This is a genomic window from Povalibacter sp., from assembly GCF_036520495.1.
In the GTDB taxonomy this organism is placed as follows: Bacteria; Pseudomonadota; Gammaproteobacteria; order Steroidobacterales; family Steroidobacteraceae; genus Steroidobacter.
Map to the genome: position 1 here is coordinate 204813 of NZ_DATDJO010000004.1, position 20145 is coordinate 224957.

Consider the following 20145-nt stretch of genomic DNA (forward strand, 5'->3'; position numbering starts at 1 on the left):
CGCGCCCCTGCAACCCGACTCCGGGAGTCAAGAGAACCATGATTGCTCGCACCCCGATCTCCGCCGGGTCGATGCTGACGGTGGCTTGCCACTGATCCCGATCTCCTCGGGCCTCCGACCGAAGGCCTGAAGCAGCCGATCCATCGCGTCATACCCGGCGCCTTCGCGACTTTCCTGCGGGAAAGCCGCTCGTCTTCATTCGACCGGGGTTTTCATCATGTCTCATTCGTATTCGGTGACCCAACTCGGCTGGTCCGCCCTGTTCTCTCAACAACTCGCGCTCGAGGATCTGCAGGCGGCGCATCCCGCACGAGTCGTTGCAGTTCATCGCAGCCATGTGGATGTTCTCGGCGAGAACGACGCTGCGAACGTCGTCATCCCGCCCCATCTGTTCGTTCCGGAAGGTCAGGTTCCGCTGACCGTCGGTGACTGGGTGTTGATCGAGAATGTCGCACCTCGCGTACTCAAAGTGCTCGAGCGACGTTCACTCATCGCACGGATGGCGGCTGGAATCGAACAGCGTCGACAACTCATTGCGGCCAATGTCGATACGCTGCTGATCGTCACGAGTTGCAACCAGGACTTCAACCTGTCACGGCTGGAGCGCTACCTCGCGGTCGCGCCTGAAGGGCGTGTCGAACCGGTCGTGGTGCTGACCAAGGCAGATCTTTGCGCCAACAGTGGCGAGTTCGTGGCTGCAGCGCGATCGATATCCGGTAGTGCACAGGTCATCGCCCTGGATGCGACGTCAGGCGATGACGTGCCGTGTCTGGAGCCCTGGCTGACGTCGGGTCAGACGCTGGCACTCGCGGGCTCGTCAGGCGTCGGCAAGTCGACACTGACGAACACGCTGCTGGGCGCGGGAGAGCAAGTGACGCAGTCGATTCGCGAAGACGACGGTCGCGGCCGACACACGACCACATCGCGCCAGCTGTTTCGACTGCCCGGCGCTGCGTGGGTGATCGATACGCCGGGCATGCGCGAGCTGAAAGTCGGTTCGATCGACGCAGGGCTGCGTGCAACCTACCTGGATATCGAACAGCTCGCGGAGCAATGCCGCTTTCGCGATTGCGATCATCTGAACGCAGCCGGATGCGCGATCCTGGCAGCCGTCGATGCGGGCACGCTGGATCGACGTCGGCTCGATAATTATCGCAAGCTGCAGCGCGAGTCGGAACGTGCCTCGCGTACGCTGCGCGAGCAACGCGAACTGGAGCGCCGCTGGGGACGCCTGCATCGAAATGCGCAGCGTGTGCGGCGAAAGGATCGGGGGAGGTCATGAGGCCGCGTCATGCCGCGATCCGGGCCGGGATGTCGTTGGGGTCGACCTGTGCTTGCGGACACAGATCGACGGGACCCTGGCCGCGCACGCCCCGTCAGGCCCTGATTCGCGCCGGACCGGCAAAGCCCGGCTCAGTATAGGGAAACCCCTGCTACGGCCAGGGTTTACTATGCGGGCCGATTTAGGGCTGGAGCGATGCAGGCTGATGAATGATTTTTCAGGATTGGAGCTGAGTGAACCGTTGCGCCGGTCGCTCGACGAGGTGGGTTACGCGGAGATGACGCCCGTGCAGGCGGCGAGCCTGCCGCCGATCCTGGCGGGCCGGGATGTGGTTGCCCAGGCGCGAACCGGCAGCGGCAAAACGGCCGCTTTTGCGTTGGGACTGCTGTCGACGCTCGATGCGACCGTGGTGCAGCTGCAGGGGCTGGTGTTGTGCCCCACGCGCGAACTGGCGGATCAGGTGAGCCGGGAGATCCGCCGCCTCGCGCGCTGGATTCCGAACGTCAAAGTACTCACCTTGTGTGGCGGTGTGCCGCTGCGTCCGCACCTTGCGTCGCTCGCGCACGAGCCGCACATCGTCGTGGGCACGCCGGGCCGCGTGCTGGAGCTGATCGAGAAGGAGGCGCTGCCATTGCGGGCGGTGAAGACGCTCGTCCTCGATGAAGCAGACCGCATGCTGGACATGGGCTTCGCGGAGGCGATCAGCGCCATCATCGAGCATGCTCCGCGGCAGCGTCAGACGCTGATGTTCTCGGCCACGATCCCGGATTCCATTCGCACGATCAGCCGCCGCTTCCAGACCAATCCCGCCGACGTGACTGTCGACAGCGATGCCGATGAGAACCCGATCGAACAGATTTTTTTCGAGGTCGACCCGGACAGGAAGGTCGATGCGCTCGCCCAGCTGCTGCTGGAGTATCAGCCGGAGTCCGCGGTGGTGTTCTGCAATACCCGCCAGGACGTACGCATGGTCGCTGGCGAACTGGATGCGCGCGGGTTCTCGGTGCTGGCGTTGCACGGTGAGCTGGACCAACGCGATCGGGAAGAGATGCTGGTTCGGTTCGCGAACAAGAGCAGCAATATCCTGCTGGCGTCGGATGTGGCGGCGCGTGGCCTCGATATCCGCGAGCTGCCGATGGTCGTCAACTTCGATATCGCCTCGGACGCGGATACGCATCTGCATCGTATCGGACGAACCGGGCGGGCGGGTCACAGCGGCATGGCCATCAGCCTGTGCTCTCCGTCGGAAATCAAACGGGTCAATGCGATCGAGGATCGACAGGGGCAGCGGCTGCGCTGGAAAAAACTGCCGGCGCCGCAGGCGTCTCGTCAGCCATTGGTTCCGGCGTTCGTCACGCTCGCCGTGGACGCGGGTCGACAGGACAAACTGCGCCCCGGTGATCTGCTCGGTGGATTGACGGGAGAGGCAGGACTGCCGGGTACTGCCGTTGGCAAGATCGATGTGTTTCCGACGCGAACCTACGTTGCCATCGCGCGTGAATGGCATGAGAAGGCGATCCAGCGACTGCGTGCAGGAAAGATCAAAGGCCGTACCTTTCGGATTCGTCTTATCAGTCGATAGGGAGCACGGAGATTCCGGCGACGATTGGGAGTACGGAGTCTCTGTGAACTGCCGCCGTGGTGTCGTCGCGTGCATCACGTCATAGTCACCGCGCGCGCCTGCTCGAGCCGGAGCCAGCTGCTCACTTAGAGATCAACGAACTGATTATTCGATTAATTCCAATTGATCGAATCGCGGCGGCCGCCTACAACAGGCTGGTGACAATGGCGGAGGGCGCGACGTGATAGAGCCAGTGGAAGTGGAACGTGTCGAACGCGAGAAGGCGGAGGTCGTTCTCCTGCGCAGTGTGAAGCGTGGCGCGGAGCATCCGCTGGAGTTGTGCTGCTCGCATCGCAGCGAGGCTGATCAGCTCGCATTCGCGGTGCGCTCCATCGATTTGCTGCCCCGTAGGTTGGATTTCGCTCTTTCCGCAACGCAGGAGGGGCTCGTCGTACGCGGCGAAACAGAATCGGCGCTCGACAGTCCGGTGGAGATACTACGGTCAGTCTATGGCGATGCGGTTCGCATCGGCACGCCGACGATTCGATATCGACGTGGCCCGGTTGTGCAGGAGCCGCACATGGGCGTACGCGTCATGTGCTCGACCGAACATTTCTACAGCGTCAGGGACGATATGGAGTCGCGCGATGCCGTCATTCTGGATGCGCTGGTCGCCACGCATCACGGTGTCCTGCGCGTGACCGTGCCACTGGCCAGGCTGATGGGCTACTCGCAGTATGTGGCGCGACTCACCTCAGGCAGTGCGCGTGACGTCATCTGGTTCAGTCACTACGCCCCGGTGGTGCAACCGCCGCCGCGTCCTGCAGCCTGACGGTCTTTTCTCTTTTCACGAAGAGAGCCTCTTCGCCATGCGATGGCGTCTCCCCAAGCGGAATACTCGTGAAGACCGTTCGCACGCGCGCCTCAGGGCTTGGCGAACATTGCCCGCGCGCTGCCGGTCATAGCGACGACGGCCGGGTGCTTGATCTTGCGCTCCACCGAGATCGCGTAAAACTCTGCTTTGACATTCTGGGCCATGCCGATGCGTACCAGCCCATACTGACGGCGGAAGTGTTCCTCGAGCACGCGCGGTACCGGTGCGAATCCGTGGCCGGCGCGCGCGAATTCGCAGAGCATGGCGTAGTCCTCGAACTCAGCGATCACCAACGGCCGGACGTGCTGTCGCTCGAACCATTGATCCAGTGACCGGCGGATGGCCGTATCGTCGGTGGGCAACAGCACCGGCACCCCGTCCAGCGATTTCGGAAAACCGCGTCGCAACGTGCGCGCCAGCGCCTGCGTCGCCATCCAGCAGGCGCCGGAACTGCCGAGCGGATGGCTGTAGGCGCGTATGTTCAGGCTGGGTGTGACCGGTGCATCGGACAGTACGACATCGAGTTCGTGAATGGCGAGTTGCGCCATCAGTCGCTCCAGCGTGCCTTCGCGGCACACCATGCGTACCGGCTGCTTCAGTTGCATCACCGGTTCGAGAATGCGATAGGCGATTTCCTTGGGCACGACGTCATCGATGCCCACCATCAGGCGCAGCGGCCGTGCAGAAGGGCGGTGCTCCAGCGCCTCCATGAGATCCTGCCCGAGGCTGAAGATCTCATCGGCATAGCTGTACACCATGCGGCCCACCTCGGTGGGTACGAGGGTGCGGCCCGACTTGGTCAGCAGCTTCTCGCCCAGTCGTGCTTCGAGCGTGCGCAGCTGCGAACTGATGGTCGGCGCGGACAGTGCGAGTTCCTCGCAGGCGCGCGTGAGACTGCCGGTGCGAACCACGGACCAGAAGTAGAGCAGATGCTGGTAATTCAGCCGCCGGATAATGGTCATCATGAGGCATTCCCCTGTGCTTGGTGCTGCACTGTTTCGAGATACTCGAAGCAAACTGTCGAATAATTCTAATTGATCGAAGTGGTGCGCGTGGGCACGATGTGAACAGGCAATTGCGTGCCATAGCACGCCTTTCATAAGTCAATCAGGAGCCGAGATGCGGGAACGTCCGATAGTCATTACCAACACCGATGCAGGCGTGTTGCGGTCGTTGCTGGCCGCGGGGCGTGCGAAGATGCGCGACCAGGATCATCTCGACAAGCTCGAGCTGGAACTGGAGCGTGCCTTCCTCATCGACGCGCAGGATGTGCCACCGACGGTGGTCACCATGCATCGGCGCATCAGCGTTCTGGACCTGAGCACCGGCACACGGCAGGAACTGATGCTCGTGGGTCCGTCGGAAGCAGACGTGACGGCGCGGAAAATTTCCGTACTTGCGCCACTCGGTACGGCGCTGCTCGGCTACAGCGAAGGCGATGAGCTCGAATGGCAGATGCCGGGCGGGCTGCGTCGTCTGCGGATCGAAAAAGTCATGGAGACGGACGCCGTCGACGCTGCTGTGGCGCACTGAATCCGTGAGCAAGCTGCTCTGCGCCACGGATCTGCTGCCGAAGAGCGATGCAGCAGTGGATCGCGCCGGCATGCTGGCGGAGCAGCTGAATGCAGAACTCTCGATGGTGCATGTCGTACCGGCGGTGACCGAGCAGAATCTGGAGCAGTCGCTGCGCGCCGCCATCCTGGGAATGAAGAGACGTACGGGCGCGCGGCAATGGCGCTTCGGGCCGGCGCCGAACGTGGCTGTCCGCGCAGGGAATCCACGACGGCTGCTCCTGGATACGATCAGTGAGTTGCAGCCCGATCTGGTGATCGTCGGCCCGCACAGCAAACGCGCCGTTCGCGATGTGCTGGAAGGCACGCTCACCGAGCGATTGTTGAGCGCACGGCAGTGTCCGCTGTTGCTGGTACGCAATCCCGTGGTCCAGCCCTACCGTGATGTACTGCTGGCGCTGGACCTGTCCGATGTTTTCGATGCCGCCGTGAAGGCGGGTGAAGTACTGACGGCAGGGTCGATGGAGCATGCGACGATCCTGCATGCGCACGAATCGCCGTACCAGGGCATGCTGAGCTACGCAGGCGTCGACATGGACAAGGCCGATGCATGCATGCAGGACGCCCGTCGCGAAGCGGCTGCAAAGGTGCGCGATCGATTGAGTCAACAAGTCAGCGATCCGTCGCGTTATGAAGTGGTGATCGCCGACGCTCATCCGATACCTGCGATCCTGCGCACCGCGAAAGCCTTCCGACCGGATCTGCTCGTGCTCGGTACGAACGGCCGGGGACGCATTCGCCGGGCGCTGCTCGGCAGTGTCGCAAGTCGATTGCTGCATGCTGTCGATTGCGACGTACTGATCGTCCCCGCGGTCGCAGATACGGCGGACACGGATGTAGCGGTCGATATCTCCAAGCGATCAGCCAGTGCGGGTGTCGGCCGCCGCAGTGATCGACGCTCCGCCGCATCCTGAATCGCCTGCCCGTGCAAAGAAAGAAGGTTTCCACGGAACTCCCGCGAGACGGGGAAGGAAGTCCCGCGGTGACCGAAAGGGAATCCCACGGGGGAAAGTCGAACCCACAAGAAGAATCTCGAGCCGCTTATCCAGGCGCCATTGGCCTCAGCCGCGTTTGTCCTCGGTCTTCGTATCGAAATCGCTCGCGTCGTGACGTTCATGCAGTTGCTCTGCCGGATCGCCAAAGAGGCGGTTGACCATGCGTCCGCGCTTCACTGCCGCTCGCTCGCCGATGGCATCAGCCCAGCGTCTGACATGCTTGTACTCGTGCACGCTCAGAAACGTACCGGAGTCACCGTAGATCTGGCCTTGGACGAGCGGGCCATACCAGGGCCAGGTGGCGATGTCGGCGATCGTGTACTCATCGCCCGCCAGGTATGGTGTCAACGCCAGTCGGCGATCGAGCACGTCGAGCTGCCGCTTTACTTCCATGGCGTAGCGATCGATGGCGTACTCGATCTTGAAGGGTGCATAGGCATAGAAGTGTCCGAAGCCGCCGCCGAGGAACGGTGCGCTGCCGACCTGCCAGAACAGCCAGGAGAAGCACTCGGCGCGCCGCGCGGTGTCCGTCGGCAGGAACGCTGCGAATTTCTCGGCAAGATGCAGCAGGATGGCGCCGGATTCGAACACCCGGATGGGCTGCGAGCCGCTGCGATCCATCAGGGCGGGAATCTTCGAGTTGGGATTCACCGCGACGAAACCGCTGCCGAACTGGTCGCCATCATTGATGCGGATCGGCCAGGCATCGTATTCGGCGCCGCTGTGTCCGAGCGCCAGCAGCTCTTCCAGCATCACGGTGACTTTGACGCCATTGGGCGTCGCCAGCGAGTAGAGCTGCAGAGGATGGCGGCCGACGGGCAATTCCTTGTCGTGTGTCGGTCCGGCAATGGGTCGATTGATCTTGGCGAACTGCCCGCCGTTTTCCTTCTCCCATTTCCAGACGGGCGGCGGGGTATAGGTCGATGAATCTGACATTTGCAGTGTCCTGTCGCGGAGTTCGGTGTAGCAATTAACTCACGACTGGGCGCCGTAGGTCCTGCTTCCTGATGGTTTCAGGGTTTGACGGACAGACCGGCGAGTGAACCTGCGGTCGGTGGCGCATCAGTGGCCGTCTTGCGACGATCAGGCCGGTGATCCGATCACTGCGAAGTAGCGCTCGAGTGAACGATTCACGGCGTCGCGCGCTCCGCCGAGAATGTTGCGTCCCCAGGTGTAGCCAAACAGATCGTCGAACGCATATCGCTCCAGCAGCGTCCGGATGTGCAATACGGCCTGGGGAGGCATGGGAATGTAGTTCGGATAGCTGTACATGAAGGTGACGTGCTTGCGGTCGAGTACGACCTGCAGTGCATCGCCGGCGAACAGTTGTCCGCGTGGACGCAAGGCGTCCTGCCAGTGCAGCGCAGTACTGCCCGGGAAGTGGCCGCCGCAACGAAGCAGCGTGACGCCGTCGGATAACTGCAGTTTGTCGCCATTCCAGAAGCAGATCAGTGGGGAGCTGCGACCGATCCAGTGCCGATCGGATTCATGAAGGTAGACAGGCACTCCACCCAGCGCAGTGCTCCACTCGACCATCGACGAATAGAAATGCGGGTGCGAGATTGCGATCAGATCGATGCCGCCGCGGGCCTGGATCGCATCGACGGCTGCCGCAGTGACCAGCGGCGTGCATTCCCAGAGAATGCGATGGCTGGCGGTAGGCAGAACCATGGCGCGCTGGTCGATGGCGAATGAGGGCGACATGCCCACGCAGAACAATCCGCCGTCGTCCTCCAGGCGATTGCTGTATTCGTGCGCCAGGGCCCCCATGGTGGTCCATTGCTGGCCATCCCAGCCGACGTATTGCCGGTCGTCGCAGCAGATCGGACAGCGCTCCGGCGTCGGCTGTGTGGTTTCGTACTGGGTTCCGCACGTTACGCAGATCGGGTGGAACATGGCGCGGCTCCATGACTGACTGGGTCACCGGCGTCCAGCATGCGATCATCGATGGACCCTAAAAAGGTCCAAACGGGGCGATTTTTATGGAGCCAGGATTCGAACTGCCGATCGAGGTGCCGCCGCGGCGTTCGCGCAATCGCATGCGGGCGCTGCATCAGCAACTGCGTACAGCCATTCTGGAAGGCCGGTTGAAGCCCGGCGTGAAACTGCCGCCGACGCGGGCATTCGCCGCGACGTACGGCGTCTCGCGTAATACGGCTATCGCAACTTACGATCTGCTGCAGAGCGAGGGCTACGTGTCGACGCGCCGCGGTGGAACGTTTGTCACTGCGATGTTGCCGCGGCGGATGCCCGCGGAGCGTCGCGGGAAAGACGGGCGCCTGAGCGAGTACTGGCGCAATACCTCGCCCACCATTGTCACGGTGGAACGCCCGCGACTGGATTTCACTCTCGGTGTTCCCGACCTGCCGCTGTTTCCGCTCGATGTCTGGAAACGATTATCTGCGCGAGCTGTGCGTTCGTTCTTCCGCCAGCCCGTGGCCGGTTCCGATTCGCCGTACGGCCGGCCCGCGCTACGCGATGCCATCGCGCAGCATGTGTCATCGACTCGCGCGGTGGCCTCGTCAGTGGAGGATATCGTCGTCACTGCCGGCGCCAAGCAGGCCTTCAGTTTGTTGGCGCGCATTCTGGTGACGCCGAAGCGCACGGTCGTTGCGGTCGAAGATCCGGGCTACCGGCCGGTACGCATTGCGTTCGAAGCGGCGGGCGCCAGGATCGTCCACGTGCCGGTCGACCAGGAAGGGCTGATCGTCGAACGCCTGCCGGCGAATGCGCGTGTCATCTGCGTCACGCCGTCGCATCAGTATCCACTCGGAGTCGTCATGTCAGCGTCGCGCCGGGCGCAGCTGCTCGACTTCGCGCGCACGCGTGGCGCCGTGGTGATGGAGGACGACTACGATTCGGAGTTTCGTTACGGCGATCGGCCCCTCGATGCATTGCAGACGCTGGACCGCAGCGACTCGGTGTTCTATGTCGGGACATTCTCGAAAAGCCTGTTTCCCGGCCTGCGTATCGGATTCGTGGTCGCACCGGCCTGGGCGCGGACCGCGCTCGCAGCAGCCAGGCAATATGCCGACGGCTACTCGCCAGCGCTGTCGCAGGAGACACTCACTGCGTTCATCAAGGAGGGGCATCTGGTGCGGCACGTCAGAAAGATGCGTCGTATCTATGCGGCCCGGCGTGAACTGCTGCTGGAACGGCTGGCTCTGGACCTCGGCTGGTTGCAGCCATTTCCTTCTGCCGCGGGCTTGCATCTGGCCTGCGGCGTGGATCGCGGTATCGATGTCGATGCGTTCATCGCGAAAGCGCGCGAGCGTGAGGTCGGGCTGGGCTCACTGCGCAGGTACGCGGTGAGCGGACGCGCTCAGAAGGGAGTCATGTTCGGCTTCGGGGCTTTGAGCGAGCAGGGCATCGACGAAGCGCTGGGACGGTTGCGGCGGCTCTAGTCCGGGCGCGGTTCTACGGTTGCGGGGATGCGGTCGAAGGCGCAGTCGACGTGACGCGCCAGATGACGTTGCCGACGTCGTCTGCAACGAGCAGCGCGCCCTTGTGGTCGATGGCCACGCCGACCGGACGCCCGAGCGCATCACCCGCGGAATCGAGGAAGCCCGTCAGTACATCCTGCGGTGCGCCGTTCGGTTTGCCGCCGCTGAACGGCACGAAGATCACCTTGTAGCCGCTCGGCGGATTGCGGTTCCAGGAACCGTGCAGACCGACGAAGGCGCCATCTCGATAGTTCGCGCCGAGAGCATCGCTGCGCACGAACGTCAATCCAAGCGCCGCGACGTGCGCTCCAACGGCATAGTCGGGCGGGATGGCTTTTGCCACCAGATCGGGACGCGGCGGCTCGACGCGCTCATCGACGTTCTGCCCGTAGTAACTGTAAGGCCAACCGTAGAAGCCACCGTCTTTGACCGAGGTGATGTAGTCGGGCACGAGGTCGTTGCCGATCTCGTCGCGCTCGTTGACCGCGGTCCACAGTTCGCCGCTGTGCGGATGCCAGGCGAGGCCATTGGGATTGCGCAGACCCGATGCAAACAGACGCGTCGCGCCGGTGGCAGGATCGACTTCGAGGATCGCCGCCCGGTGTTCTTCGACTTCCATGCCGCGTTCGGCGGCATTGCTGTTCGATCCGGAAGTCACGTACAGCCTGCTGCCATCGCTGCTGGCGATGACGTTCTTGGTCCAGTGATGATTGATTTCGCCGCCGGGAAGATCGGCCACTCTGGTGCCGGTGTCCTGGATGCGTGTTGCTCCAGGCTCATAAGCAAAGCGCAGCAACGCGTCGGTGTTGGCGACGTACAGCGTGTTGCCGACCAATGCCATGCCGAACGGAGAATGCAGATTTTCCAGAACTACCTCGCGCACTTCAGCCGTGCCGTCGCCGTCCGCATCGCGCAGCAGCGTGATGCGATCTGCGCTGGGCACGGTCGCGCCGGCGCGCGTCATCACCTTGTTCATGACCCAGCCGCGGATGCCGCTGCGATTCTCGCGACCGGCCGGCGCATTGGTTTCGGCGACGAGGACATCGCCGTTCGGCAATACATACAGCCAACGCGGATGATCGAGATCGGCGGCAAACCGGGTGACCGCCAATCCCGCTGCGGCCTGCGGCGTCTGACCCGCTGGCCATCCACGCGCCGGGGCGATCCTGATGACAGGAATCAGCGCGGCGTCTGGTTTCGGCAATGTGGGACTCGATCCGACTCCAGCGGTGTCCGGCAGGCTGGACTTGCCGCCACAGCCCTGGAGGAATGCGAGGCCGAGTGTGAGAGCCGCAAGCGCGACCGGGCGGTTCATCATGCAATGCCACCTGCTGAACGCTCGTGGTGCGAATGGATCAAATGAAGGAATGCGAGTACACGGGGAATGTTCCGGCGCATGGATGCTCGGTCCGTCGCGGCGGCACGGTGCAGCCCAGCTCAGCCCAACTCAGCGAGGCCCTCAGCCAGATGGGTGCAGCGTCGCGGCCGTGGGTTCACGCTCACCCGGTCGATGCGATCGAACCCGCCCGCGAACGTAACCACGGCTCCGCCCAGGGCCATGAGGGCAATTTGTTCGTCGATGCGTTTGCCGCGCGTGTGGAAGTCCTGGCTCGGGGTGCGTACTCGATATCGCTCCAGCCCATGCCGACACCGAGCCGGAAGCGTTCAGTGAACGGATTTTCCACTAACGATGATTGATTGTGATTCGGTTCGCATTGCCGGATTCATGCGATTATGTATTTTCCGTCCTGCCCCGATCCGATTCCTCTTTCGGTCAATCTGCGTCCATGTTCTTCAAGTTGTTCAGCAAGTCCCCTGTGCCCCGCCCACGGGTCGAAGAAAGTTCAGTCCTCGCCGACGACCTGGCGCGCCGCGTCAGTGCGATCGAGTTCAAGCCCAGCAAGGGCTTCCTGAAGGACCGGCCGCAGCCGAAGCGCTCGCCGATCCGCACGTTCCGTTCAGTCTGAAAGACCCGTCGTTTCGCGATCCGGGATCTCGCGTGGGTCAAATCCCTGAAAGGCGGGGTGCTGCGCCGCTGATGTGATGCCGTCGCGTCCTGGCAGCACGAGGCGCGATATGTGACCCATGCCCGCCTGCGTGTCGTTTCCCGGAAGTCCACGTCTCCAGGGCAGCCAGGCGATCTACATATATGTCCATATAGGCCGGTTCGCGCGGCGCCGGCCGCATCGATCGATTGTCCTTTTCTGATCGCTGTACGCGGTGATCGAGAGTTGTTCTTCTGTTCTTGTTGTATCGTCGCGGCAATGATTCGTGCTGACCGTCGTTGAAAAGACAAGCACCGCGATCCGCCGTCCGTGGCGGCATACGGCAGATATACGAGCAGGCCAGGGGCAGGGGGCATGTCGATGCGGCTAGCAATGGTGGGTGTGATCGTGTGGTCGATAGGCAGCGGGCTGCCTGCGGCGGCGGAGAATGCTCCCACCGACCCGGAGCCGGTCACCAGTGGCATCGTCGAAGAAGTTCTGGTCGAGGCGCCGGAACCGCGCTATGCCGCACCGACCTTGCGGGATCGCATCGGCCGGGTCTGGGTGCCGGTGATGATCAACGGTCGGGGGCCTTTCCGCCTGGTGCTCGACACGGGTGCCACGACCTCGGCCATCCTGGCTCCGGTTGCCGAGGAACTCGGATTACCTACCGATGCGACAGGCCGCAGTCGTCTGCAGGGTGTGACGGGCACCGCGATCGTGCCGCACGTCATCGCGGACCGTATGGAAGTGGGCGACCTGCTGATCAGCCACGCGAAGCTCGTGATCGTGCCCGACGTGTTCGGCGGCGCTCAGGGTGTGCTGGGCACCGAGGGGCTCGGCGACAAACGCATCCTGATGGATTTCCGGCGCGATCTCGTCGAGATCGCCTACGCGCGGGGCAAGCCGCGACCGGACGACATGACGGTCGTGAAGTTCAATGTCATGCGGGGGCGACTCGCCATTCTCGACCTGATGGTGGGTGGCGTGCGTACCCGCGCGGTCATCGACACCGGAGCGCAACAGACCATCGGCAACAATCGTCTGCGCGAGGCGCTGTTGCTGCGGCGACGCCAGGTGGAGGATGCCGATGTCATCGGAGTCACGTTGGATGTCGCACAAGGTGAACGCATCCGGGTTCCGCCGATCTCGATGGGGGGGGTGCAGGTGCATAACCTGCACATCACTTTTGGCGACGTCCAGATCTTTGAACATTGGAAGCTGACGCGCGAGCCTGCGCTGCTGATCGGCATGGATGTCATCGGCACCTTGCAGGCGTTCGTCATCGACTACCCGCGTCGTGAGCTGTATCTGCGGCCGCGTCGCTGAGAGTGAACGCAGTCACACGCGACAGTGAATGGACTTCATCGCACTGTCGTCCGGATTGTAGTCAGGGTCATCGGCGCCGAAGGTTTCATCCAGGACCGTCGCATTCTTCATGGCGTCAACGGTCCATAATTTTCCGAACCCCAGACCGCCTGACTTGCTCGAGCCGCGGACCTGTACGGCTCGAAGAACTTCGGAGCCTCGCGCAGAGACGCCGTGGCAGTAGGGCGCCACGATCCGCCGCAGTCCGTGATACTCGAACTGCAGCAGGTTCCTGTTCCGGATGGCGTCGCAGATGAGGGGGTTCATGCGTGCTGGCAATACTCCAGCAAGAGATTTCTGATCCCCCTCCCTGTAAACGAGGGAGGGGGATCAGACCTCAATGCTTCACGCTGTAGACGAAGCTCGCCTTCGGCGAGCGCAGCCAGCGCTCGGCGATGACTCCCTTGAGGTCGGCGAATCCATCTTTCGCATCGACGAAGTCCGCCTTCAGCTTCTCTGCACCGGCCTTGTCGCCGCTGCCCTTGATCTTCAGCACCGTGGTCTCGAACGATTCGATCGCGGCGGGCAGGGTCTCGAAATTGATTTCCATACAGCCCTGGTCGGTGCCGTTGGCCGCCGGCTCGTCGGGTTTCCACACGAGCGCACCGGATTTCATGAACGCACCCACCTGCATCGCCGCGAGCTGGCTGTAGTTGCGCGGTGTCCCATCGGCTGTGTACATGCCGCGGGAAATGTGGCCGAACGCCCAGGCGATGTTGCGCAACTGGATGCGGCGGACCTCATCGGCAGTGAACACGCCTTTGGCAGCGAGCCAGTCAGTGAGGTACAGCGAGGAGGTCTGCGCTTTCAGTTCTTCGAGCGTGGAGGCCATCGTGCCGCCGAACAGCGCGTCGTCTTCCTTGCCGTTCACCTTGTACTCATGTGAGGGCCCCAGGTTGTGGGCCGCTTCGTGGAGCAACGAGCCGATGAGTTGTTCGCGAGGTGATGTGTTCGCGGTGGCATTGGTCGCCTTGCAGAACACGGATGACATGAGTCGGGTCTGTGTCGCCTGGCTGTCGGCATCGGTATAGAGATTCGTCATCGCCACGGTGCGTCCGCCTTTCTCGGCGGTGGGGCCCCAGTTCGGCAGTGACTGGCCGATGGTTGCGCCGGTCGCAGAGCGTTGGTCGCCGGCATTGATCACCACGTCGATGAAGTCCGGGATCTTGAACTTCACGTCCCGCGCCTTGTAGGGCTTGCCGGCCATCGCCGCGAGTGCGTTCTCCATGTCGTTCTTCATCGGATCGAGTTTGCGTTGCCACTCGAGCGATTCCGGATTGATGCGCGCCACCTGCAAGGCGAAGCCTGCCTTCCAGGCGCAGGGTTCGTAGTAGACCTCGTCCGGCGCAATGCGAACGAACCACTTGCTGTTCTCCGCGCCCATCGCGACCCAGGCGGCATTGGCCGGTTCCCAGTCGTTGCTGCGGAAAGACTGCGCGGCGGCCAGCAGGTAGTGCTTGAGTGCGGCTTCATCGTCGCCGAATCCTGAGGCGGCGGCTTTGAGTTCCGTGGCGATGGCCTCCATCTCCAGGCGATACGCTTCGTTGTAGGGAACGGCGCGGTACGTCCCCGGTTTGTCGCCTGCGACAACGACGCTGAAATGATCCATCAGCGCGGCAGCATTCGGCTGCTTTTCCAGCACGGCGCAGAAGCCGGGGTCGCTTTGAATGTCCGCCGGATACAGCCCGACAATCCGTGCCGGTTTCGGCGCGATCGCGGAGCAGCCGGGATCGCTCTCGGTTTTCGGTGCTTCACAGAACGGCGACTGGTTGCGGTGGAACATCGCGAGGCTCGCGCGATCGGTTTCAGGGATCTGTGCTTCCAGGCCGAATACGCCCTTCTGTCGCGCGTAGATCCGTTCCACCAGCTCGCCGACTTTCAGCATGTGATCGAGAAAATTCTTCTCGGCAGCTGCGGCCTGGGAGAAGTCGTTGGCGACGAGCGTCGGCTGCCCCTGAGCCAGCTCTTCGCGAACCAGTTTCTGTCGAGTCTGTTCCGCGGCATCGGCGGGCACTGCATCGGCCTTCTGCATCTGTTCGTAGGCCCTGGAGAATTCCGCCGTGAAGCGTCCGGACGTATCGATCCATGAAGTCCACGTGTCCTGCGGATAGCCCGTCAGGACTGCCAGTTCGTCGGGATCGAGCGCACCATTGCCGTTGACATCTTCACGCCAGAAAAGAGGCAGGAACAACTCGGCGGCGCGGCGATTGAAAGCCACGCGCTCGATGGCGGAATAGGCCGGCGCTCGTGCCGCTGCGCCGGTGTCGTTATGGCGGCTGCAACCGGTCAGTGCGGCCAGCAACGCGGCACTGCATACGAGGATCGGACGCGAGAACGAGAAACGATTCGGCATGGGTGACTCCTGCGTGCAAGGCGGGAAGTTCTACTGGGAATGGCGCCATCAGGCAAGCGCGGTGCGACGGATGCCTGTCACGGCAGGTCGGCTCCTTGCCGCGTGCGGAAGGGGTTACCTCCCCGCGATGGGCATCGTGGTCTATCTGCCCGGTATACATCCATGCGGTACCGCGCATCGACGCCGGCCTGCGGCCTTGCGCAATTGCAAAGTCAACTGTCGGAGAGTATCCATGGCTGGCAAGTGCGCCGGCTCGTCGGGCCAAGAGCGCATGTCAATCAACGAAGCCGGGGGAAACCATGAACAGGAATCGAGTCGGGCTCGAAGTCGTTCGATACAGCGATGGCGTTCGCGTATGGGTCGTTTCGTTGCTTGCTGCCGTGATGCTGGCCGCCACACCGGCCAATCCTGCATTGGCCGGATTGGATCATGATCGCGACAGGGGCGGGCCGGGGCATGGCCACGGCCACGGCCACCATGGCAAGGATCTGGAGCTGCGTGTGCTGTCGGGTTCGCCGCGCTACGTGTCGGGTGACGATGCGCGGATCGAAGTGCGCGGAGCGCGCGGGCTGCTGAACAAGACGCAGTTCTACCTCAACGGCCGCGCCATCAATCCGTCGTTGCAGGCGAGCGGCGATCGTCTCGAAGGGGTGATCACGGGTCTGCGCAACGGCGAGAACACGCTCGAGGTCTATGCCAGAGGCCGCTACGAGCGCGATGCCATCAAGCTGATCAATTACCCGATCAGCGGACCGATGTTCTCCGGTCCGCAGCAGCATCCCTTCGTCTGCTCCACGACGCAGAGCGCCGTCGGTCGTCAGCCCATCATCGAGAGCGCGACGCCGCCAGGCACCCGGGTCTTCGACAGCGCCGGCAACGTGATCGGCTACAGCGAGAACTGCGCCATCGAAACATTCGTCACGTATCTGTACCGCACGACCGGCAATGCATGGGCCACGCTGCCGTCGAACGGTGTGCGTCCCGCCGACATGACGACGGTCACGCTGGCCGACGGGCACGTGGTGGATTTCATCGTCCGGCGCGAAGTCGGTTCGATCAATCGCTTCCTCTACAGTTTCGCGATGCTCGCGCCTGCCGGTGAGAATCCGGCGAAGCCGGATCTGAGCCGCTGGAATCGCAAGCTGCTCTACTGGTTCCAGGGCGGCGTGGCCATCGGCCACGCGCAGGGCACGGTGCATAGCGGTTCGCTGAATCCCGATATCCTGCGACTCGGCTATGCCATCGTGCATTCGAGCGGCAACAACACGGGCACGCACTACAACCTGCAAGTCGCCGGCGAGACCGCGATGATGACGAAGGAGCGCTTCATCGAACGCTATGGCGTGCCGAGCTACACCGTCGGTCTCGGCGGTTCGGGGGGCGCGATCCAGCAATACATCCTCGGCCAGAACAATCCCGGTGTGCTCGATGCGCTGCTGCCGGTGCAGTCGTATCCCGACATGGTCACGCAGACGATCCATGTCGGTGACTGCGAACTGCTCGAGTACTACATGGATGCCACCGATCGCGCCAATCCGAAGTGGCGCACGACCAGGAACCGCAGCTGGCTGGTCGGCATGAATGCGGAGGAAGGTTTCGCGGCCGTCAACGATCCGCTCGCTCCATTGAAGACTGCGCTCGGTTATGGGACTGCGGTCGGTTCGACCGAATGCATTCCGGCGTGGCGCGGCCTGTCGCCGCTGGCGATGAATCCCTGGTACGGACAGGCGCCGAATCAGCAGAACTACGAGCCGCAGTCGGCCATCGCGGCGATCCGCTGGACGCACTGGGACGATCTGCGAAATATCTACGGCGTCGACGCCAGCGGCGCTGCGCGACCGACCTGGGACAACGTCGGTGTTCAGTACGGCCTGCGCGCGCTGCAGGATGGCAACATCACGATGGAAGAGTTCGTGCACCTCAACTGGAACATCGGTGGCTGGAAGCAGCCCAGCGAGATGGTGCAGGAAGGCTTTCCGTTCTTCGGCACGACGGCTGCGGAGATCAACAAGGCGCTGACGGTGCCCGGCTATTTCGATCCGTGGAGTCGACGCAACATGAACGGTGTGCCGGGCGTGACCGAACCTGCGCCGCGGACGCAGGGCGATCCGCAGGCGATGCGCGCAGCGTATACATCGGGCATGGTCTTCAGCGGCAAGCTCACGCTGCCGACGATCGATCATCGGCAGTACATGGAGCGTGAACTCGACATGCACAACGTGCATCAGAGCTTCGCGGTGCGTCAGCGCGTGCTGGACAGGATGGGCAACTCGGACATGCTCGTCATCTGGTTCACTGACACACTGCCCGGCGTGCCGAAGGCGAGTCAGTCGATGGAGGCGCTCGCCCTGATGGACCAGTGGGTGCGCAATATCCAGAACAATCCCAAAAAAGGCATTCGCGGCAATCGTCCCGCGCGTGCGGTGGACAGCTGCTTCGACGTGAACGGCCAGTTGATCTACGCGGGCAAGGATGCTTGGAACGGCATCCTGGACGACAAGCCGGCCGGTCCTTGCACGCAGCGTTTCCCGATTTATTCGACATCGCGCATCGTTGCAGGCGCACCGATCGAAGGCGGCATCTATCGCTGCGCGCTCAAGTCCGTGGATCAAGCCGCAGCTGACGGCGCGTACCTGCCGGCTTCACCGACCGCCGAGCAACTGGAGCGGTTGAAGAAGGTTTTTCCGCAGGGCGTCTGCGACTACTCGCGCCCGGATCGCGCCAGGCCGCCGAAACACTGACACGGGGTCGGTACCGCCGCTTGCCCAGGCCGTTGCTCTGGTCGTTGCTCAGGTCGTTGCTCAGGGATGAGCTGACGGCGTGCGCGGCGGGGATCGCTCCCCGCCGTGCTAGCCTTGGCCCAGGCATGGCTGATCGAGTATGGGCTGACGGTGATTTTTTCCGAGTGGTTGAAGAAGCGCCGGCTGGCACTTGCGGAGACTCGCCTGGCGGGTGAGAACGCATCGCCGATGCGCCTCGGTGCGGGCGCATTGACGGTGGGTGTCGCCTACGTCCTGCTCATCAGCTGGCTCGATCCCGCGCTGCCCTGGCCGGCCACATTCAACAGCGTTCAACCCTGGTGGCTGGCGCTGCTGAATGTCATCCCCGTGCTGATGCTCACCGCGATTCTGGTCGTGATCACCCGGCGGCTCGTGCTGTCCACGTGGCTCACGCTGGTGGCACTCGCGGTTCTCTATGCGATCAATCACCTGAAAGTTCGCGAACTGGCGACACCGCTGCTGCCAGACGACTTCCATTTCCTGCGGGCGCTGGGCGTCAACTATTCGTTTTTCAGTCATTACCTGACGGGCGTGCGTACGCAACTGCTGATCGCCGCCGGGGTCTTCGTGGTCACGTTGATGCTGTCGCGCGAGCCGGTCATTGCGTCGCTGCGAGGCTTGCGTCGTGCTGTCGCGGCGGCGATTGCCATTGCGCTGGTGATCACGCTGTTCCAGGGCCGCATGCCCTGGACCCATATCTACGATCCGGGTCGACTGCAGTTCGAGCCGTGGGCGCCCTCGGACAGCGCAGCGCGGACGGGCGTGATCACCAACATGCTGTTGTTCTACTGGGAACTGCGCGGGAGCGGCCAGCAGCAGCCGGATCTGTCGAACGCGATCCGTCTGGCACGCGACGCCGGACTGACGCCGCCAGAGGCCGCCGAGGTACTGGCCGCCGCGGACGAACTTCCCGACATCATCATCGTACAGAGCGAGTCCCTGCTTGATCCGGCACGACTGCCCGGCACTGCGGGTGCGGTGCTGAGCCGCATGCATGCCAGCGCGGCACGCGGCTGGTCGGGCGATCTGTACGTGCCGACCTTCGGCGGCGGCACCATTCGCACTGAGTTCGAAGTGCTGACCGGCCTGCCGCTCGCCGCCTTTCCGCACGTGCGCTATCCCTACCTGCAACTGACGCGGCGCGAGTTTCCCGGACTGGTCAGGCTGCTGGGCGAGCAGGGCTATCGCACGCTCGCAATCCATCCCAACGGCGGCGCATTCTGGAATCGCAACCATGCATTCCGCGTGATGGGGTTCGATCGCTTCATGGACAGCAGCGAGTTCGAAGACGCGCACCGCTATGGCTGGTACGTGAGCGATGCGGCCCTGACGGACAAGATCATCGCCGAGATGACCGACGATGGCGCGCCGCAATTGATCATGGGCATCAGCATCCAGAATCACGGTCCTTATGCGCCACACGGTGAGTTGCAGGCCGATGCGGCCACCGCTGCCGACGCTGCGCTGAGCGAAGAGGCGCGCGAGATGTTCGCCACCTATGTCTCGTTGCTGCGCGCGACGGACGAGCAGATCGGCCGACTGGTGGACTTCGTCGAGTCGCGTTCCCGGCGCACGCTGCTGCTGGTCTACAGCGATCATCTGCCGCCGCTCAACGCCGTCTACGAGTCAGTGGGATTTCAGGACGGCCGACCGGCACGCGAACAGCCGGTGCCATGGATGCTGTTCGACAACCGCTCGAACGATTCGCTTTCGCGAGATATCGCCTCCTGGTCGCTGCCTGGAATGCTGTTGTCGCGTGCAGGTATTCCGCGTGATCGGTACTTCCATGCACTCGAAGAGGCGACGAACGAGGAGCGCCTGTCCCATTCTGGCTTCGAAGCCGGCGATCTCGTGCGGGCCCTGGCGCAGCTGCATTACTGGGATCGGCTGGACGAGGTGTTCGAAGAGATCGACGAGCCGTCGGCTGACTGAC

General features: G+C 63.1%; 16 protein-coding genes. 10 read left to right on the plus strand and 6 right to left on the minus strand.

Features of this window, described 5'->3' with window-relative positions; translation table 11 throughout:
* Positions 1-217: 217 nt before the first annotated feature.
* The 3 genes from rsgA to VIZ63_RS01750 all read left to right on the plus strand — a co-directional run bounded on the left by rsgA (position 218) and on the right by VIZ63_RS01750 (position 3675).
* Positions 218-1282, plus strand: coding sequence for a ribosome small subunit-dependent GTPase A (rsgA, locus tag VIZ63_RS01740; protein ID WP_331607754.1), 1065 nt, complete (start codon positions 218-220; stop codon positions 1280-1282).
* A gap of 205 nt (positions 1283-1487) precedes the next feature.
* The gene (gene dbpA / locus VIZ63_RS01745; protein WP_331607755.1) at positions 1488-2864 is read left to right on the plus strand and encodes an ATP-dependent RNA helicase DbpA; all 1377 of its coding nucleotides are present in this window, start codon (positions 1488-1490) and stop codon (positions 2862-2864) included.
* A gap of 220 nt (positions 2865-3084) precedes the next feature.
* Positions 3085-3675: a hypothetical protein gene (locus VIZ63_RS01750; RefSeq protein ID WP_331607756.1), complete on the plus strand. Its 591-nt coding sequence runs from the start codon at positions 3085-3087 to the stop codon at positions 3673-3675.
* Positions 3676-3767: 92 nt separating this feature from the next.
* Here the strand turns inward: VIZ63_RS01750 and nhaR are convergent, their stop codons facing one another.
* On the minus strand, positions 3768-4682 hold the full coding sequence (gene nhaR, locus VIZ63_RS01755; protein ID WP_331607757.1) for a transcriptional activator NhaR: 915 nt from the start codon (positions 4680-4682) through the stop codon (positions 3768-3770).
* A gap of 154 nt (positions 4683-4836) precedes the next feature.
* Here nhaR and VIZ63_RS01760 point away from each other — a divergent pair, with 154 nt between their 5' ends.
* On the plus strand, positions 4837-5250 hold the full coding sequence (locus VIZ63_RS01760; protein ID WP_331607758.1) for a GreA/GreB family elongation factor: 414 nt from the start codon (positions 4837-4839) through the stop codon (positions 5248-5250).
* A 4-nt stretch (positions 5251-5254) separates the two neighbouring features.
* On the plus strand, positions 5255-6202 hold the full coding sequence (locus tag VIZ63_RS01765) for a universal stress protein (RefSeq protein ID WP_331607759.1): 948 nt from the start codon (positions 5255-5257) through the stop codon (positions 6200-6202).
* A 147-nt stretch (positions 6203-6349) separates the two neighbouring features.
* Here the strand turns inward: VIZ63_RS01765 and yghU are convergent, their stop codons facing one another.
* Both yghU and VIZ63_RS01775 read right to left on the minus strand, forming a co-directional pair.
* On the minus strand, positions 6350-7219 hold the full coding sequence (gene yghU / locus VIZ63_RS01770) for a glutathione-dependent disulfide-bond oxidoreductase (RefSeq protein ID WP_331607760.1): 870 nt from the start codon (positions 7217-7219) through the stop codon (positions 6350-6352).
* A gap of 147 nt (positions 7220-7366) precedes the next feature.
* Entirely contained in the window at positions 7367-8179 is an 813-nt protein-coding gene (locus VIZ63_RS01775) for a hypothetical protein (protein ID WP_331607761.1), read from the minus strand.
* 86 nt (positions 8180-8265) lie between these two features.
* On the opposite strand from VIZ63_RS01775, the gene VIZ63_RS01780 reads away from it, so the two are divergent.
* Positions 8266-9687 carry a PLP-dependent aminotransferase family protein gene (locus VIZ63_RS01780; protein WP_331607762.1) on the plus strand — a complete coding sequence of 474 codons (1422 nt, stop codon included), beginning with the start codon at positions 8266-8268 and terminating at the stop codon, positions 9685-9687.
* Positions 9688-9700: 13 nt separating this feature from the next.
* On the opposite strand, the gene VIZ63_RS01785 is transcribed toward VIZ63_RS01780, so the two are convergent.
* Complete coding sequence (locus VIZ63_RS01785) at positions 9701-11041, minus strand: sorbosone dehydrogenase family protein (RefSeq protein ID WP_349261099.1); 1341 nt, start codon at positions 11039-11041, stop codon at positions 9701-9703.
* Positions 11042-11513: 472 nt separating this feature from the next.
* Here VIZ63_RS01785 and VIZ63_RS01790 point away from each other — a divergent pair, with 472 nt between their 5' ends.
* A complete protein-coding gene (locus tag VIZ63_RS01790; RefSeq protein WP_331607764.1) occupies positions 11514-11693 on the plus strand; it encodes a hypothetical protein in 180 nt (59 codons plus the stop codon).
* A gap of 393 nt (positions 11694-12086) precedes the next feature.
* Complete coding sequence (locus VIZ63_RS01795; protein WP_331607765.1) at positions 12087-13040, plus strand: aspartyl protease family protein; 954 nt, start codon at positions 12087-12089, stop codon at positions 13038-13040.
* A gap of 12 nt (positions 13041-13052) precedes the next feature.
* Here the strand turns inward: VIZ63_RS01795 and VIZ63_RS01800 are convergent, their stop codons facing one another.
* Positions 13053-13346, minus strand: coding sequence for a hypothetical protein (locus tag VIZ63_RS01800; protein WP_331607766.1), 294 nt, complete (start codon positions 13344-13346; stop codon positions 13053-13055).
* Between the two features lie 70 nt (positions 13347-13416).
* Positions 13417-15432 (minus strand): hypothetical protein, encoded by a 2016-nt coding sequence (locus VIZ63_RS01805; RefSeq protein ID WP_331607767.1) that lies wholly within the window; start codon positions 15430-15432, stop codon positions 13417-13419.
* 299 nt (positions 15433-15731) lie between these two features.
* On the opposite strand from VIZ63_RS01805, the gene VIZ63_RS01810 reads away from it, so the two are divergent.
* On the plus strand, positions 15732-18173 hold the full coding sequence (locus tag VIZ63_RS01810) for a DUF6351 family protein (RefSeq protein WP_331607768.1): 2442 nt from the start codon (positions 15732-15734) through the stop codon (positions 18171-18173).
* A 105-nt stretch (positions 18174-18278) separates the two neighbouring features.
* On the plus strand, positions 18279-20144 hold the full coding sequence (locus VIZ63_RS01815) for an LTA synthase family protein (RefSeq protein WP_331607769.1): 1866 nt from the start codon (positions 18279-18281) through the stop codon (positions 20142-20144).
* The last annotated feature ends 1 nt before the right edge of the window (position 20145 follow it).